Source organism: Chryseobacterium sp. TQ-BC-N36 (assembly GCF_058382295.1).
Window position 1 is genome coordinate 849,460 of sequence record NZ_CM178175.1, and the last position, 17,886, is coordinate 867,345.

Here is a 17,886-nt window from a genome sequence, read left to right on the forward strand (position 1 = left end):
TTAAATTTGATTGTGGAATATCAAATCTAACAAAAAATATATTATTAAAAACAAAAATTTTTAAGAAAAATTTAGACTGTTTAATTAATTTATTATGCAATGCATTGAGTATAATTTAAAGTGCTCGTCTTTAAAAGAAAATGACATACACCAAGGTATATGTCATTCTTATAGAGTTGATAATTTTCAATTATATTTTATCATCAGCAGTAGGGCCATAAAGACCGGGAACTTTATTTCCTGTTGATCTCAGATAAACAACCAGCTCACCTCTGTGATGGTACAAATGATTATAAAGAAAACCTCTTATCACCTGAATTTTCGGAGATGGCGGAAAAAGAATATTCCCATTCATTTCCATTTTCCACTCATTAAAATAAGTGTTTTCATCGGAATTTTCCAGAGCCTTCTGTGCATTGGCAACATTTTCTTCAAATTTTGCAAGGATATTTTCGGTTTTGGAAATATCTCCTTTATCATACTTATAGGCACCCATATCAAAAGTATCCTGATTGAAAGTGGGTTCATACCAATTATATACTTCCGCAATGTGAGAAGCCAGCTGGCCTGTTGTCCAGTTTTTTTCAGACGGTTTCCAGTCCAGTGCGCTGTCAGGAATGGCTTTTAAAATTTTTCTGGTGTTTTCGGCTTCATGCAGAAATTCACCTAAAAGTGCCTTTTTAATCATTTGTATCGGGATTTAAAATTATCTTGTTATATCTCTTCCGATAACCAGCCTCTGGATTTCAGAAGTCCCTTCACCAATGGTACAAAGTTTAGAGTCTCTGTAGAATTTTTCAGCCGGGAAGTCTTTTGTATAGCCATATCCTCCGAAGATCTGTACAGCGTTATTGGCGATTCTTACACAAGCTTCAGATGCGTATAACTTTGCCATAGCTCCTTCTTTAGTCATCTTTTGCTTTGCATTTTTCAGGGTTGAAGCTCTCTGGATCAAAAGTTCGGCAGCATCAATTTCTGTTGCCATATCTGCCAGCATAAAGTTGATGGCCTGGAAATCAGCAATGGGTTTTCCAAACTGATGTCTTTCTTTTGCATATTTCAACGCAGCCTTATATGCTCCTCTTGCAGTACCTAAGCTCAATGCAGCGATAGAAATTCTGCCTCCGTCCAAAACTTTCATGGCCTGTTTAAAACCTTCACCTACTTCGCCCAGGCGGTGAGAATCCGGCACGCGTACATTGTCAAAAATCAGTTCTGCCGTTTCAGAGGCACGCATTCCTAATTTATTTTCTTTTTTACCGGAAGTAAATCCAGGCATTCCTTTTTCTAAAACAAAAGCTGTGGAATTATTTTTAGCCCCTTTTTCTCCTGTTCTTGTCATTACCACAGCAATATCTCCGGAGATCGCATGAGTAATGAAGTTTTTAGCTCCGTTGATGATCCATTCATCTCCGTCTTTTACCGCAGTAGTGGACATTCCTCCTGAATCTGAACCGGTATTGTGCTCAGTCAGTCCCCAGGCTCCGATTACTTTTCCGGATGCCAGCTGAGGAAGCCATTTGTGTCTTTGCTCTTCATTTCCAAATTCATAAATATGATTGGTGCATAGTGAATTGTGCGCTGCTACAGAAAGACCGATTGATGGGTCGACCTGAGAAATTTCGTCCAGAATGGTAACATATTCATGATATCCTAATCCGGAACCTCCATATTGTTCAGGAACTACAATTCCCATAAAACCCATTTCACCCAACTGGTGGAATAAGTCCTTCGGAAATGTCTGGCTTTCATCCCATTCCATAATATTCGGCCGGATATTCTTTTCTGCAAATTCTCTTGCTGTCTCCGCTATCATTTTGATGTTGTCAATAGTCTCTGTATTCATATAATAATAGTTAGTTCCCAAAGATAACCAAATTGATGGAATGCTAAAAAAAAATTATTTTACTCATAATGTTGAAAGGCAATGCCTTTAATTTTCAATTTTTTATGTTTTAAAAATTAATACTTTTTTAATAAAATATTCATTATTTTACATTTCTTAATTCACTATTTTAGCTCCCCAATTTTTAAAGCATGAAAAAAATTCTACTTCCTATCATTTTAATTTCTTCTTGTTTATCTGCGCAGGCTCCTGCGGGATATTATGATGGAACAGCCGGATTGACGGGATATGCTCTGAAATCAAAACTTCATGATATTATTTCGGAAAAAATGATCAACTGGCATTATGATGATCTTAAAGTATTGTATGGGCAGACTGATCTTGACAAATATTATGATCATGACGCTTCCAATACTCAATACCTGTTGGATATCTATTCTGAGATTCCTTCAGGGCCTGATTCTTATGAATATACAGTGGACCAGATCATTGCGGGTGCCAGTGTGGAAGGAATGGGCTACAACAGAGAGCATATGATGCCTCAAAGCACCTTCAGTACAAGCTCATCAATCAGTGATTACCCGATGTATTCCGATCTGAACTTTATTATTCCTGTTGATGCCTATATCAATCAGAGGAGGAGTAATTATCCTTATGGAGTTGGCAATACTACCAACCATTATATTTTCAGCAATACTTCGAGGATATCAAATGCAGCAATTCCCAATTATCCCTATACAGGAAGAGTTTATGAACCTATTAATGAATTCAAGGGAGATATTGCAAGGAGTTTGTTGTATTTTGCTGTAAGATATGAAGGGAAATTGGGCTCATTCAATACAGCTTATACTACATCAGCTAATCTTACTCCTGCAACTGATCAGTGCCCGCTTGACGGAACGGAAGAAAGGGCTATCGACCTTCCATATGTGGCCATGCTTAAGCAGTGGAGTGCAATGGATCCTGTCTCCCAAAGAGAAATTGACAGGAATAACACCATATATACGCTACAAAAGAACAGAAATCCTTTTATTGATCATCCGGAATGGATTGATATGATCTGGTCTGAAACGCCTGATAATATTGCTCCAGCAGCTCCGGGATCTCTGGCTTCAAACCAACAGAATGCTTATTTTATCAATCTGAACTGGACGGCTTCTCCTGATTCTGATATTTTAGGCTACAGGGTATATATGAACGGTTCAACAACACCTGTTGCTGTTACAAAAGGAACTTCTATAAGTATTGACCACCTGAGTCCTTCAACAACCTATACTTTTACCGTGAAAGCTTTTGATAAAGCATATCTGGAATCTCCCTTCAGCAATACGGTTACCGCTTCAACAGCTGCTACAGATTCTTATGCTCCGGACCTTATGATCACGAAATATATATCAGGAACGAACAACAATTCCAATACTGTTAAGAATAATGCACTAGAAATTGTCAATAAAACCGGACATGAAGTTAATTTAAATAATTACAGGATTAATATTCAGTTTAAAAATACAAGTACAGGAGCTTTTTATAGCGGAGATACCTATGAACTGGAGGGGAAGGTAGGAAACAATGAAACTTTCGTTATTTTGAATCCAAAATCCACGTTATCCTGTTATACAAGTGCACAGGCAAGATTTGTAACGGCTTCTGATCCGATGATGTTTTCAGGGGGCAACTATGTAGAGCTTGCTTATAATAAAACAGTTACTGTAGATGCTATCGGGGTGAAATTTACAACCAATAATAACGGAAATGTATCTTTGTACAGAAAAAGTACCGTTAATCAGCCTAACAGCACATTCAACATCAGTGAATGGGATTCATATCCGTCCAATTACTGTCAGGACCTTGGTGGTACATTGTCCACTGCAGAGCTGATTGCTGTTGATCATGAATTTACAGTTTATCCAAACCCGGTTTATGATAATCTTTATGTAAAAGGAGAGATTGAAAAAGTAAAAACAGCTCAAATCATAGATCTTTCCGGAAAAGTAATCTATACAGAAAAAGATCCTTTCAGGTATAAGAAGAATATTTCCGTACAGGGTATTCCTACGGGAATTTATTTCTTGAAGCTTGATGAGAAGGCCCATCAGTTTATTAAAAGGTAAATAAAATCAGATTTAAATACTAACAGCCAGACCTAACAGGTTTTTAAAACCTGTTAGGTTTACTTTTATATGGTGTAGAAATAATTCAAGAGATGGCTTCGCTTTGCTCGCAATAACTGTCCTAGCCCCTGATAGTAGCGGTTATCCCACAGTTGGATTTGAGTGTGTATGGGGTTTAGTGTGGGAGAGCTATGGAGCGAGGAGTATAACGGATAGCAGGAACAGCTTCTTACTATAATAAATATAAAAAAGTAGAGTTAAAGCCGATGCAATAACAGAACATTGAACATTTTTTTGCTTTTTTCTTATTTTGAATTCTGTATAAAGCCTTAAAACCCTTATCTTTACAATATTATCGATATAAGCAGATCTGCTAATAATCAATATCTATAAGTGTTTCTGCTTATATTTTTTATATATAAGTAATTATGCTTATATTTGCATTATGATAGCGGTCATTACCGGTGATATTATAAATTCACAGCATGCGGACACTGAAGTTTGGATTACCAGGCTTAAAAATCTTCTCGAAAAATGGGGAAGCGCTCCTCACACATGGGAAATCTACAGAGGAGATGAATTTCAGTTCAAATGCAAGATTGATGACGTTTTCTGGCGTTTTCTAGCCATTAAATCACTTATTAAAAGTCTGGAAAATTTAGATGTAAGAATGGCCATAGGTATTGGTGAAGAAAGTTTCTCTTCTGAGAAAATTACCGAATCTAACGGTACTGCGTATGTCAATTCCGGAAGGCTGCTTAATGACCTTAAAAGTGACGGTCATACCGTTGCGATCAAAACATCCAGCGACCCGGTAGACAGAGATCTTAATATTCTGTTGAAATGGTCGTCTAAAGATTTTGATAACTGGACAATGGCTACGGCAGAGATCATTCATGAGATGATCATGAATCAGGATATTACCCAGGAAGATCTTGCTAAAAGATTTGCCATTTCACAGTCTTCGGTAAGCCAGAGACTGAAACGAGCCAACTATGAGCTCATTGTGGAAACCAATCAGTATTTCAGAAAGAAAATCTCGGAACTATAGGCATGATCTTTATCAAACTCATATTGGCACATCTACTCGGAGATTTTATACTTCAGCCAAATTCATGGGTTGCAGATAAGGAGAACCATACACTGAAAAGTAAGTTTTTATATCTTCACGTTTTGGTTCACACTGTTTTAAGCTTTATTTTTCTTTGGGATCTGCAGCTTTGGTGGGTGGCAATTCTGGTGGGGATTACCCATTTCATTATTGATGCTGCCAAACTTAAGCTTCAAAATGTAAAGACTAAGAAAATGTGGTTTTTCGTTGACCAGCTGCTGCATGTTTTAGTCATTGCCGGAGTTTCTTTCTATTTCCGGGAATTCAGCTTTGGTTTTTTACAGAATCAGGAATTTTTAAAGATCATTATGGCGGCACTGTTTCTGACAGCACCTGCTTCTATTTTTATCAAAATCTTATTATCATCATGGACGCCTGCTCCGGATGGCCCCAACAATATTCAAACCGAATCTTTATCAAGTGCCGGAAAATATATCGGAATTTTAGAACGTCTGCTGGTTTTCACTTTTATCATGGTGAATCACTGGGAAGGCGTAGGTTTCATGGTCGCTGCCAAATCTGTTTTCAGGTTCAGTGATCTTGCACAGGCAAAACAGAGAAAACTTACAGAATATGTATTGATTGGTACACTGCTGAGTTTTGGACTGGCTGTCTTAACAGGAATAATAATAAAATAAATCAATAAATCTAACTACAATTTAGAAAGTAAAATTATGAGTCAAAAGAAAGAAATGTTGTACGAGGGGAAAGCAAAACAGGTATTTGCAACCGATAATCCTGATGAAGTAGTAGTTCGTTTCAAAGACGATGCTACAGCATTTAATGCTCAGAAAAGAGGTCAGGTAGACCTTAAAGGGGAAATGAACAATGCCATCACGACCCTTATTTTTGAATATTTAAATGAAAAAGGGATCAAAACTCATTTCATTAAAAAAATAGACGAAAGAGAGCAGCTGGTAAGAAAAGTTTCTATCATTCCTTTGGAAATGGTGGTAAGAAACTACTCTGCAGGAAGCATGGCGCAAAGATTAGGAGTTGAGGAAGGAATTAAGTCTCCGGTAACCATCTTCGATATCTGCTATAAAAAAGACGAGCTGGGAGATCCGCTTATCAACGACCACCATGCCGTTTTCTTAGGAGCAGCTACTTATGAAGAGCTTGACGAAATGTATGAGCTGTCTTCAGATATCAATGACATCCTAATCGACCTGTTTGACAAAATCAATATCATTCTGGTAGATTTCAAAATCGAATTAGGAAAAACTTCAGACGGTGAAATCATCTTAGCAGACGAAATCTCTCCTGATACCTGCAGACTTTGGGATAAAGATACCATGAAGAAATTAGATAAAGACAGATTCAGAAGAGACTTAGGAGAAGTTACTGAGGCTTATGTGGAGATCTATAACCGTCTTAAGAATCTTTTACAGAAATAAGATTTAATTTATTTAAAGATTAAACCATTTAAAAATTAAACAGGCTGTAATCTTTTTAATCATTAAATTTTTTAATCTTTTAATTTAGAAAAAATAGAAATGAAAAGTTTAGACATTCATAAAAGTGAATATTTAAAACAGTTTGAAACCCAGACTTACGGTAGAAATCTTTTCAGAACTCAGGAAGAGGAAAGACTGGATGCGCCGAATGAAGAGTGTGGGATCTTCGGATTGTATTCAGATAGTGATCTGGATACATTCTCCCTTTCACAGTTCGGGCTTTTTGCATTACAGCACAGAGGTCAGGAAGCTTGTGGGATTTCCGTTTTAAAAGAGGGGAAAATCACCAACATGAAAGACGAGGGACTGGTTTTGGATGTTTATAAAGAAATTCAGGAACCTGAAACTTTTATGGGAAATTCTGCAATCGGGCATACCCGATATACCACTGCAGGAGATAAAAAGAAATATAATTTCCAGCCGTTTTTTGCGAAAAACGAATACGATCAGATTATACTTTCTATAGCGCACAATGGTAATCTTACCAATGCAAAAGAATTAAAAGCGGAATTAGAAGCTGAAGGCGTGGTTTTCCGAGCGACTTCCGATTCTGAAGTGATTCTGAGGCTGATTCAGAAAAACCTTGATTTAGGCCTTCGTGGCGCCATTAAGGCAACAATGGAAAAGATTGAAGGAGCTTATTCTGTAGTGGGAATGACAAGAAATAAATTCTTTGCATTCCGAGACTTCAATGGTATCCGTCCATTGGTATTGGGCGCTATTGATGAAAAGTCATATGTAGTAGCGTCTGAGTCTGTTGCTCTGGATGCTGTAGGTGCCCAGTATGTACGTGATATTCTTCCGGGTGAGATCATTTACACCAATGAAAACGAGCCAGGAAAACTTCATTCTTATATGGTGGATGAGGCGAAAGGAAAACAGAGGATCTGTTCTTTTGAATATATTTATTTCGCAAGACCTGACTCTACCTTAGAAAATATTAATGTGTATGAGATCAGAGAAAAATCCGGAGAGAAAATCTGGGAGCAGGCTCCTGTAGATGCTGATCTGGTTATTGGAGTTCCGGATTCCGGAGTTCCTGCTGCTATTGGCTTCTCAAAGGCATCCGGAATACCGTTCCGTCCGGTCCTGATCAAAAACAGATATATCGGAAGAAGTTTCATTGTTCCTACACAGGAAATGAGGGAAAGGGTAGTAAACCTTAAGCTGAACCCGATTATCTCTGAAATGAAAGATAAGAGAGTCGTGATCATTGATGATTCTATTGTACGTGGAACAACCTCAAAAAGGCTGGTTAAGATTTTAAAAGATGCAGGGGTAAAAGAAATTCATTTCAGAAGTGTTTCTCCACCCATTATTGCGCCATGCTATCTGGGAATTGATACTCCTTCAAAAGATGATCTGATTTCTGCCAATATGTCTACGGAAGAACTTAAAAACTATTTGGGAGTAGATTCCTTGGAGTTTTTAAGCATAGATAATCTGAAAGAAATTTTAGGTTCAGCTAACCATTGCTTCGGATGTTTTACAGAAGAATATCCTGTAGGAAAAGGAGAGGAAGTGGATTTATTCAATTGATCTTTAATTGAAAATAAATGATATAAAAAAGAACCGGGCTTGAAGTCCGGTTCTTTTGGTTTTAAAATGTAGCAAAAGCTTAATATACCTGTATTATACAGTATACAGTGGAGTTTTAATTTTGTCCGATTAAAACTTATGGATATGAAAAACATATTGCTCACAGGTATTTTTCTGACCGTTGCACAGCTTTACGCTTCACAATCTTTTGACAGACAGGCCCATCGCGGAGGAAAATCTCTTTATCCGGAAAATACGATTCCGGCTATGAAGAATGCTTTAAAAATGAATATAACAACGCTGGAAATGGATTTGGCCATTACAAAAGATAAAAAGGTCATTCTTTCCCATGATGCTTTCCTTTCTCCGGAGCTGGTAACAAAGCCGGATGGTACTTATATTCCAAAAGACTCAGGTTTCTATTATAAAATCTATGAAATGCCCTATGCGAAGATTAAAACGTTTGATGTCGGTTTAAAAAAGCTTGATAAGTATCCTGATCAAAAGAAAATAAAGGTTCAGAAACCTTTGTTTTCAGACGTAATAGATGCATGTGAGAAGTATGCCCGTGAACTGAAAAGGCCGCTGCCTTATTATAATATAGAAACCAAGACCCGACCTTTTTCTGACAATATATTTCATCCGGAGCCTAGAGAATTTGTTGATCTGATGATGAAGGTTATTGTTGAAAAAAAGATACAGGATAGGGTGATTATTCAGTCTTTTGATCCCAGAACACTGGAAATAATTCATAAAGAATATCCTGAAATCAAGACTGCTTTGCTTGTAGAAAAGGTAGATGATCAAAAACTGGCTCAGCAGCAGGCTTATTTTAAAAATATTTCTGCAGAAAAATTCAGAATGTACCCCGATCATCTGAGCGGAGTAGCGGGAGATATGAAGTTCCTTAGTTTTACTCCTACCATTTACAGCCCTGATCATACGCTTGTAACCCCACAGCTAGTAAAGGAGTGCCATGCTTTAGGGATGAAGGTGATTCCCTGGACTGTCAATACCCAAGAGAGGTTAAAAGAGCTGAAAGAGATGGGAATAGACGGCGTTATTACTGATGATCCGAGAATATTTGAATAAATGATTATTTTTAAATATAAATAGCCGGAAGAAATTCTTCCGGCTATTTTATGCGTGCAGGTTAATGCACTTAGGGTTAAAAAATTGGTTCTTTGATTAAAATTTGTAGTTAAGACCTAACTGGAATACTCTGTTGTTGTTTTCAGCTGCCGGTCTGCTCTTATCGATTTTTGTAAGGCTGTTCACATATCTTGCATTGATACCAATGTTCGGCGTGATATCATATCCTAAACCAAGACCTAATCCGAAATTGAATCTGTTGATCTGATCTTTATCAATATCTGTAGAGTGAGAACTTGTAGTAGTGGTTGTAACACCTCCTGTAGTGCTTGCTACAGTTGATTCTCCTTTATTTTTCCCGTTGATGAAATAACTGAATTCAGGTCCTGCTTCAATATAAAAATTATCTACAGGTCTCATCTGAACCATTAACGGAACTGAGATATAGTTCATTTTTACTCTGTCTTCTACTTTAGTTTTTATATTCGTTACTCCATTATCTGTTTCTGTAGAAGAGATCACATCTTTTGCACCCATCTGGTTGTATAGTACCTCTGGCTGTAAGCTGAACTGTCTTGAAAGTGGAATATTAACGAATGCCCCTGCGTGGAAACCTAATTGCTGGCTGTTGATACCGAATTTCTGCTGACTGAAATAAGCTGAGTTTCCCCCTGCCTTGATCCCGAATCTAACCGGTTGAACATCTTTTTTTAGTGGTGATGGATTTACTGTTTTTGTTTCAGTTTTCGTTACTGTTTCCTGAGCAAAAGCTAATGTACCAGCAGTTAATGCCAATCCTAAAAATAACTTCTTCATAATTTTATTTTTTAATTTTACTATTTGTGTAAAGTCTGACTTTTCAATCGGACTCGAATTATTTTGCAAAATGCTTGCCAAAGTTGAAAAACCTTTGCTGATAAGGCTTTCAGATCGGTTTTTGGGAAAAATTTTTACAATGTTTTTCCCATTATAATGAATAAATAGATTGGCGGATGCCGTTTTTGTGAGAAGAATTTAATGCCAAACAGGCATTGTTATAAATAATTAAAATGATACAAATTTGAAAAAAGAAATACTTTTTAAAAGCTAAAGAATACTTTTAAAGCTGTTTTTTTACGGTAAGACATGAAAATACCGAACTTATAAAAAGGTCCGGTATGGTTTTGAAAACAATAAATATCTCTATTTAAACTTATAAGCTACTCCAACCTGAAGTACATTATTCCTTACTTTATTATCATTATAATCACTATTAAAAATACCTGTTAGACCGGCAGTGAATCTTGCTGTAATACCAAAACTTTGAGTAAAACTGTATCCTGCACCAAAACCTATCCCGAAATTAAACCTGTTGTAAAGCTTCATTGGAATATTATTGGAAAAGCTTTCACTATGAGTACTTACTGTACCACCATATGAATTTTCAGTCCATTGATCTCCTTCAGTTTTTCCTCCTAAAAGAACTCCGAATTCAGGTCCTGCTTCTACATACAGTTGAGGAAGGATATTATACTGGACCATTACAGGAAGGACAAGATAATTCAGATTGGTTTTATAGCTGAATTCCTGTCTTATGATATGCCCATCAAAAGCTGAGGTATACATGTATTTTTCTTCAATTTTAGAGCCCGATTGACTAAAAAGAAGCTCCGGCTGTACACTGAATTTTTCTGAAACAGGAATATGGACAAATACTCCAATATGAGAACCAAGTTTTAATTTTTCATTATTCTCAGCGTTGTCTCTGCTGCCAGAGCTAAACTTGGACATATTGAATCCTGCTTTAACGCCAAATCCGGCAGGAGAGGAGGAAGCAGCTGACTTTTCCTTTTCCTGGCCATTTATTAAAAGTGATCCACCCAATGTAAGCCCTAAAAGTACTCTTTTCATGATTAAAGTTTTAGTTTTCTTTTTTGCAGCAAAAGATCTGCCATAAAAGCAAAAGAAGACAAAAATAATACTGTATGCGAAAAAGTCAGGCTTAAACTAATAAACCTGACTTTTTCTATTGAAATCAAAATGTATTTTAATCATCAAACAAAATACTCTATAAGTATTCTGCTGCAATAAGTGCACTCACATATTCCGGTTCTCGTTAAAAGTTTATAATGGTAATAGTTATTGATTTTCAATTGTTTGATCAACTGAAGCTGCCCATATTTGTTGTAAAAACAAAAACCGTGAAATGAGAATTTCCGGAATAAGGTACAATCATTAACTCAATACGCAAATTTCTTGCCAAAATATCTTCAACAATTGAAAAGCCGGATAAATATATCCGGCTTTGTATTGAATAGAAAATTTTCTGTTTTTAAAGCTAATTCAGTTTAGAACTTATATGCTAATCCTAACTGGAATACTCCGTTTCTTGAAGCATCACCTGTATTGTTTTTAGGAACATCAGATAATCCCGCTGTATATCTTACATTCACCCCAATATTTTGTGTGAAGTAATATCCAGCTCCAAGGCCAATTCCGAAATCGAAAGTTTTTAAATTGTCTTTTACATCTACAGATGCCCCGTTGCCTTTTCCTTTAGCACTGATAAGGAAACCAAATTGAGGACCTGCTTCTACGTATAGATTTGGGATCAGGTTGTACTGTAACATTACTGGTACCGCGATATAATCCGTATTCAGTTTTACATTACTGTTGCTTTTAGCTTTACCACCTAACCCACTGTATAGTACTTCCGGCTGTACAGAGAAATCTTGTGCTACTGGAATATTGGCAAAAACACCACCATAGAACCCTGCTTTTGAATTTAAATCGCTGTTAGAAATATTTGAGATATTCAACCCTGCTTTTAATCCAAATCTCACCGGAGAAGATGAAGCAGTAGAAGCTGAAGTTTTCTGAGCAAAAGTGAAAGTTCCCGATACCAATGCAAGACCTAAAATTAACTTTTTCATAAGTTTTTTATTTTAATAGTTTTTAAGTTTTATTTAACATTTCGTTAAGAATCAAATCTTATGCCAAAGTTGAATAAATTGTAAATCAATACTTATCAAGTGTCCAACTGAATGAAGCCATGGACTAAAAGTTTAAACATAAAAAAAGACCAGATTAAAAATTAATCTGATCTTTTCTATTGAATATAAAATTTGTTAGTGAATGTATAAAGCCTATTTGAATTTATAAGCTAATCCAACCTGGAATACATTGTTTCTTACTGCATCAGAACCACTAGGTCTGTTTTTTGCGATATCGGTTAAACCTGCAACATATCTTGCTGTAAGTCCAAGGTTTGGAGTGAAATAATATCCTGCACCAAGACCAATTCCAAAGTTGAATGTATTGAAATTATCTTTGTAATTGTCTGATGTAGTAGAATTGCCGTTGGATTCATTTTTTAATTTGTTTTTAGCACTTACCATGAAACCGAATTCTGGTCCTGCCTCAACATACAAATCAGGGATTAAGTTATACTGGAACATTACCGGTACAGCAATATAATCTAATTTAGTAGAAGCTGAATATTTTGTTCCTAAAGCTGTGAAATCAGATTTATTACCATATTGTGAATATAATACCTCTGGTTGAACACTGAATGAACTTGCCAACGGAATGTTAGCAAATACCCCTGCGTTGAATCCTATTTTAGATTTCTGATCATCAAGACCACTGTCTTTTGAAAGTGAAGAGACGTTCATTCCTCCTTTTACCCCGAATGTTACCGGATTAGAAGATGTATTTGTTGTCTGTTGAGCGAATGCGAATGTTCCTGCAGTTAACGCTAATCCTAAAATTAACTTTTTCATAACTTTAATTTTTTAATTTTACTCTTTCTTAATTTTAAATTTTACTACTTGTCAACATTTTCAGTTGAACGCAGAGTATCTTTCAAATTGCTTGCCAAAAATATTTTTCATGAGTAAAATCAATAAAAAAATCACTTAGTGTTTAAGTGATTTTAAAAATATAATGTTGATTTATAATGATTTATAAATTTAAACAAATATTTGTTTAGAAAAGATCTAAATTGACAATTTTGTCAAAAATAATATAAACAGACCCTTAATTTTTAAAAATGATCAGGCATCATTCAGTTTTCTATAAAAAGACAACGATTCAAGAATGTTTTCTTGGCTGCACTGATGGTCATAAGTACAGGTACCAATAGCAGAAAGCAGGGAAAAGTTGATTTTGCTGTCTGTATTCTTTTTATCATTCAGTAATAATGCGGTGATGTCTTCATCCTTGAAATCACTTATATCAAGGTAAGGGTAGTACTTCTGGATATTCTCAATAATAATTTTTGAATCGTCTTCGGAAATAAGGCTTTCAAGATATGCCAGATGGGCTTCTGCAATCATTCCCATGGCAACGGCCTCACCATGCAGGATGGGATTTCCCTGCTGTAAACATAGGCTTTCCACAGCATGGCCAATCGTATGTCCGAAATTCAGTGTTTTTCTGATATTCTGCTCATGGAAATCCTGGTCTACAACATTCTGTTTGATATTCATAGAGGCCTGAATGTGAGGGATTACTGTTTCCACTTCAAGTTTACGGATCTGAATCAGTTGATCCCAATGATTTTTATCAGCAATTAAGCCGTGTTTAAGCATTTCGGCAAATCCGCTTCTCAGTTCTTTAAAGGGCAGTGTTTCTAAGAATTTAGGGAAAATAAAGATCTGTTCCGGGAAAGCAAAAGTTCCCACCATATTTTTATAATGCATAAGGTCTATGCCTGTTTTTCCACCTATAGAAGCATCACACATTGATAAAAGGGTAGTAGGAATGTTGATGAACTGAATACCTCTTTTATAAGTAGATGCAACAAATCCGCCCATATCCGTTATCACTCCGCCACCAAGATTGATAACCAGAGCTTTTCTGTCTGCCTGCATCTCCGTAAGAATTTCCCAAAGCTGATTGGCCGTTTGGATATTTTTCATTTCTTCTCCGGCTTCAATCTCTAAAATCTCAAAACCAAGATCGGTTTCCATATTCCCTAAAAGTATAGGAAGACAGTATTCATGAGTGTTTTCATCTACAAGAATGAAAATTTTACTGAATTTTTTTTGGTGAAGAAACTCGTTGAGCTGAGAAAAAGTATCGTTTAATATTGTTATCATCTTCAATTGTATGTAAAGTTAAAATGTAAACTATAGTGCAAAGTTATGATTCTTAATTTTTAACTCGTAACTAAATTACTATCTTTGCAGAAATTTTTAGAATGAGCAGAGATAATAATAATTCAGACAGACCAAAGAGACCAAGAATTTCAACCAAGAAAAGTTCTGATGATTCTCGTGCTTCCAGATCTGGAAATTCTTCAGGATCAAAACCTTTTAAAAAGCCTTTCTCTAAAGACGGAGGAAAAAAAGGGCCGGAACATAAAGGATCCAACTCAAGATTTGAAAAGAAACCTTTCAAAAGAAATACCGACAGTTTCGAAAATTCCAATGATGATTTTGGTTCAAAATCTGAAAGAAAACCTTATATCACGAACAAAAGTGAGAGCTATGAGAAGAAATCTTTTGGAAAACCTAAGAGAGGCGGGAGAAATTTTGATACAAGAGATAAGTACGAAAGAGGCAGCCTGAAATACGGAAGAAGACCATCTAACGGTGATGAAAGAAATGAAGACAGAGCTAAATCTTTTGTACAGAAAAGAAGACTGAACAAAATTGAAAAAGATGTTCATAAAGACAGCATCCGTCTTAACAAGTATATTGCTAATTCAGGGATCTGCAGCAGAAGGGAAGCTGATGAGCTGATTACCCAGGGGCTGGTAGAAGTCAACGGAAAGGTAGTCACTGAAATGGGATATCAGGTACAGAAAACAGACAGGGTAGTTTTTGACGGACAAAGCATTACGCCTGAAAAGCCTGTGTATGTACTATTGAATAAGCCAAAAGGTTATATTTCCACTACAAAAGACGACAAAGCAAGAAAAACGGTTATGGATCTTGTAGCCAATGCTTCTCCTTACAGACTTTTCCCGGTTGGAAGACTGGATCGTTCTACAACAGGAGTTATCTTATTGACTAATGACGGACACATGACGAAAAAACTGACACATCCATCTTTTGATGCGAAAAAGATTTATCATGTAACATTGGATAAAAAGCTAACCGGCGAAGATTTACGCCTTATAGCAGAAGGTATTCGTCTTGATGAAGGTGTAGCTGTTGTTGATCAGATTTCTTATATTGAAGGAAAACCAAAGAATGAAGTAGGAATTGAGATCCATATCGGATGGAACCGTGTTATCAGAAGAATTTTCCAGAGATTAGGATACGAAGTGGAAGCTTTAGACAGAGTAATGTTTGCCGGATTAACGAAGAAGAATATCAAGAGAGGGCACTGGAGAATCCTTACAGAACTGGAAGTAAACAATCTTAAAATGCTTTAAAATAATGATGAATTATAAGTTATGAATTATGAATGACAGATTCAGGGGTTCCAGCTTATATCATTTTTTCAAAAAAAGCATCTTTAGGATAAAGAACAAAAAAGCGCAGAAAATATTTTCTGCGCTTTTTTATTGTTTTAAGTTATGAGTTCTAAAATTCATAACTCATAATTCATCATTTATAATTCATAATTACCCTAAGACTGTTACTCCTTTCTCAATCATTTCATAGATCGCATCTCTTGCATTGTCAGGTTTTACATTGACAGCACGTGTGCCGTTGAAATGCAGGCAGGTTACATATCCATTGGCAACTGCATCTAATGCAGTGAATTTAACACAATAGTCTAATGCCAATCCTACAATTTCCACCAATTGGATATCATGATATTTCAAAAAATCGTCCAGGCCTGTTTTCATAAAGTGATTGTTATCCTGGAATCCGCTGTAACTGTCGATTTCAATATTTTTACCTTTCTGTACAATATGGGTTACTTTATCTCTATTCAGATCTTTATGGAATTCTGCTCCGAAAGTTCCCTGAATACAGTGATCCGGCCACATAAACTGTGGAACTCCATTTAAAATAATACTTTCTCCTACCTTTCTTCCATTGCTGCTTGCAAAACTTTTATGCCCTGCAGGATGCCAGTCTTGTGTAAGGACTACCTGGTCATATGCATTTTCCTCCATCAGAAGATTGATGTATGGAATAATTTCGCTGGCTCCAGGGACCGCAAGTGTTCCGCCTTCACAAAAATCATTCTGTACATCGACTATTATTAACGCTTTTTTCATATTTTGAATTCTCGAATTTTTGATAAATTTACAAAACTAATCGGCAAAAATTTGTCCAAAACCGAATTATCGGACAAATCGGCAATATAATTTTTTAACACTTATAAAATGAAAGGGTTAGAATATAGAATAATTATCTTTTTACAAGGAGTACAGGATTTTTGAGATGTACACCAAATATCAATAGCGTATCTTTGCCGTAAATAAGTATTTTATGTCATTTGAATCGTTAGGATTATCACACAATATTATTCGTTCTGTCAACAAACTGGGATATTTAAAACCTTTTCCGATACAGGAGCAGGCTGTTCCTGTTATTTTGCAGGGAAAAGACCTGATGGGAATTGCACAGACCGGTTCCGGAAAAACGGCTTGTTTTGTGATGCCGATTTTAGAAAAATTACAGACTGCAGAAGTTAAGAAAGATCGTAATGTGCAGGTTTTGATATTGGTTCCTACGCGTGAGCTTGCGATTCAGATTGATGAAGTTTGCAGGGCTTTCACAGAAAATCTGAAAAGGGAAGTGCGTACAATGGCAGTGTATGGGGGAGTTTCTATCAACCCACAGATGAAGGGAATGTTTGGAGTGGAAGTTCTGATAGCAACACCCGGACGTTTATTGGATTTAATAGATCATAATGCACTGAGTATTTCTGGAATTAAACATCTGGTGATTGATGAAGCAGATAAAATGTTCCAGTTTGGATTTGGTGAAGAAATGAATAAGCTTTTTGCCATGATGCCTGTAGCAAAGCAGACTATTTTATTTTCCGCGACCCTGAATGATAAAGTAGCTGAAATGAAGGAACGTCTCTCCATTAATCCTGTCCTTATTGAGATCAAAAAAGAGGAAGTTGAGATTGATAATATTGAACAGCTGGCTTATCATGTTGCGCCTGAAAACAAGGGGCCGTTTTTAAGATATCTGATTAAAGAAAAGAAAGTTGAAAAAGCATTGGTTTTTGTTTCCTCTACAAGATCTGCGGATAACCTGGTAGAGAAGCTTAAAAAGAATAAAATAAAAGCTGTAGCTATTCACAGCCAGAAATCGCAGGGAGCGCGGAGGAATAATCTGGAAGAGTTTAAAGTAGATGGGGCCCAGATTCTGGTAGCTACAGACTTAATCGGCCGTGGAATTCATATTGAATCCCTCCCATGTGTTATCAATTACGAATTGCCGCGGTCCCCGTTGGATTATATTCATCGTATTGGCAGAACAGGGCGTGCCAATGAAAAAGGAACGGCAATCAGCATTCTTACGGATGATGAACTGCATCATTTCAGAGTGATTCAAAAGAAAATGGGTAAGAAAGTACCCTTACAAAGAACAGAAGGAATTGATTTACACGGTTATTAACCTATTCCATTTCCCATAAAAAGCTTCAGTTTATACAATTGAAGCCTTTTATGGATGAAAGATAATATTTCTTATAAAGCATTATCAATACAATTAATGCTTTATTCACTTTATATTCTTGAATTTTTGATAAATTTACGCCAGCGATATTTGAAAAACTGTTTCATCATAATAGTGAGACAAATCGGTAATAAAAAATAAAACCTGGATA

The 17,886-nt window shown here is 36.2% G+C and carries 16 protein-coding genes; 8 read left to right on the top strand and 8 right to left on the bottom strand.

Annotation, left to right across the window (positions count from 1 at the left end):
- Nucleotides 1-190: 190 nt before the first annotated feature.
- Both AC3FI7_RS03655 and AC3FI7_RS03660 read right to left on the bottom strand, forming a co-directional pair.
- Nucleotides 191-688, bottom strand: a complete 498-nt coding sequence (locus AC3FI7_RS03655; RefSeq protein ID WP_142725799.1) for a DinB family protein — start codon at nt 686-688, stop codon at nt 191-193.
- A gap of 18 nt (nt 689-706) precedes the next feature.
- Nucleotides 707-1,846: an acyl-CoA dehydrogenase family protein gene (locus AC3FI7_RS03660; protein ID WP_291897631.1), complete on the bottom strand. Its 1,140-nt coding sequence runs from the start codon at nt 1,844-1,846 to the stop codon at nt 707-709.
- 191 nt (nt 1,847-2,037) lie between these two features.
- Between AC3FI7_RS03660 and AC3FI7_RS03665 the strand changes: the two genes are divergently transcribed.
- The 6 genes from AC3FI7_RS03665 (at nt 2,038) to AC3FI7_RS03690 (ending at nt 9,156) form a co-directional block, all read left to right on the top strand.
- On the top strand, nt 2,038-3,957 hold the full coding sequence (locus tag AC3FI7_RS03665) for an endonuclease (RefSeq protein WP_491461430.1): 1,920 nt from the start codon (nt 2,038-2,040) through the stop codon (nt 3,955-3,957).
- Between the two features lie 445 nt (nt 3,958-4,402).
- Nucleotides 4,403-5,008: a SatD family protein gene (locus tag AC3FI7_RS03670; protein WP_142725796.1), complete on the top strand. Its 606-nt coding sequence runs from the start codon at nt 4,403-4,405 to the stop codon at nt 5,006-5,008.
- A gap of 2 nt (nt 5,009-5,010) precedes the next feature.
- Nucleotides 5,011-5,706: a DUF3307 domain-containing protein gene (locus AC3FI7_RS03675; protein WP_142725795.1), complete on the top strand. Its 696-nt coding sequence runs from the start codon at nt 5,011-5,013 to the stop codon at nt 5,704-5,706.
- Nucleotides 5,707-5,742: 36 nt separating this feature from the next.
- A complete protein-coding gene (purC, locus tag AC3FI7_RS03680; protein ID WP_491461431.1) occupies nt 5,743-6,465 on the top strand; it encodes a phosphoribosylaminoimidazolesuccinocarboxamide synthase in 723 nt (240 codons plus the stop codon).
- 99 nt (nt 6,466-6,564) lie between these two features.
- On the top strand, nt 6,565-8,064 hold the full coding sequence (gene purF, locus AC3FI7_RS03685) for an amidophosphoribosyltransferase (protein WP_142725793.1): 1,500 nt from the start codon (nt 6,565-6,567) through the stop codon (nt 8,062-8,064).
- Between the two features lie 144 nt (nt 8,065-8,208).
- Entirely contained in the window at nt 8,209-9,156 is a 948-nt protein-coding gene (locus AC3FI7_RS03690) for a glycerophosphodiester phosphodiesterase family protein (RefSeq protein WP_142725792.1), read from the top strand.
- A gap of 96 nt (nt 9,157-9,252) precedes the next feature.
- Here the strand turns inward: AC3FI7_RS03690 and AC3FI7_RS03695 are convergent, their stop codons facing one another.
- From AC3FI7_RS03695 to aroB, 5 genes are all read right to left on the bottom strand, one after another.
- On the bottom strand, nt 9,253-9,972 hold the full coding sequence (locus AC3FI7_RS03695) for a porin family protein (RefSeq protein ID WP_491461432.1): 720 nt from the start codon (nt 9,970-9,972) through the stop codon (nt 9,253-9,255).
- 366 nt (nt 9,973-10,338) lie between these two features.
- Nucleotides 10,339-11,046, bottom strand: a complete 708-nt coding sequence (locus tag AC3FI7_RS03700) for a porin family protein (protein WP_491461433.1) — start codon at nt 11,044-11,046, stop codon at nt 10,339-10,341.
- 437 nt (nt 11,047-11,483) lie between these two features.
- A complete protein-coding gene (locus AC3FI7_RS03705; protein ID WP_491461434.1) occupies nt 11,484-12,068 on the bottom strand; it encodes a porin family protein in 585 nt (194 codons plus the stop codon).
- Nucleotides 12,069-12,281: 213 nt separating this feature from the next.
- The gene (locus AC3FI7_RS03710; protein WP_343658398.1) at nt 12,282-12,917 is read right to left on the bottom strand and encodes a porin family protein; all 636 of its coding nucleotides are present in this window, start codon (nt 12,915-12,917) and stop codon (nt 12,282-12,284) included.
- Nucleotides 12,918-13,190: 273 nt separating this feature from the next.
- The gene (gene aroB, locus AC3FI7_RS03715; protein ID WP_491461435.1) at nt 13,191-14,237 is read right to left on the bottom strand and encodes a 3-dehydroquinate synthase; all 1,047 of its coding nucleotides are present in this window, start codon (nt 14,235-14,237) and stop codon (nt 13,191-13,193) included.
- A 101-nt stretch (nt 14,238-14,338) separates the two neighbouring features.
- Here aroB and AC3FI7_RS03720 point away from each other — a divergent pair, with 101 nt between their 5' ends.
- Nucleotides 14,339-15,520, top strand: coding sequence for a pseudouridine synthase (locus AC3FI7_RS03720; RefSeq protein ID WP_228446066.1), 1,182 nt, complete (start codon nt 14,339-14,341; stop codon nt 15,518-15,520).
- 192 nt (nt 15,521-15,712) lie between these two features.
- On the opposite strand, the gene pncA is transcribed toward AC3FI7_RS03720, so the two are convergent.
- Nucleotides 15,713-16,318, bottom strand: a complete 606-nt coding sequence (pncA, locus tag AC3FI7_RS03725) for a bifunctional nicotinamidase/pyrazinamidase (RefSeq protein WP_142725786.1) — start codon at nt 16,316-16,318, stop codon at nt 15,713-15,715.
- 214 nt (nt 16,319-16,532) lie between these two features.
- Here pncA and AC3FI7_RS03730 point away from each other — a divergent pair, with 214 nt between their 5' ends.
- A complete protein-coding gene (locus AC3FI7_RS03730) occupies nt 16,533-17,675 on the top strand; it encodes a DEAD/DEAH box helicase (RefSeq protein WP_491461436.1) in 1,143 nt (380 codons plus the stop codon).
- The last annotated feature ends 211 nt before the right edge of the window (nt 17,676-17,886 follow it).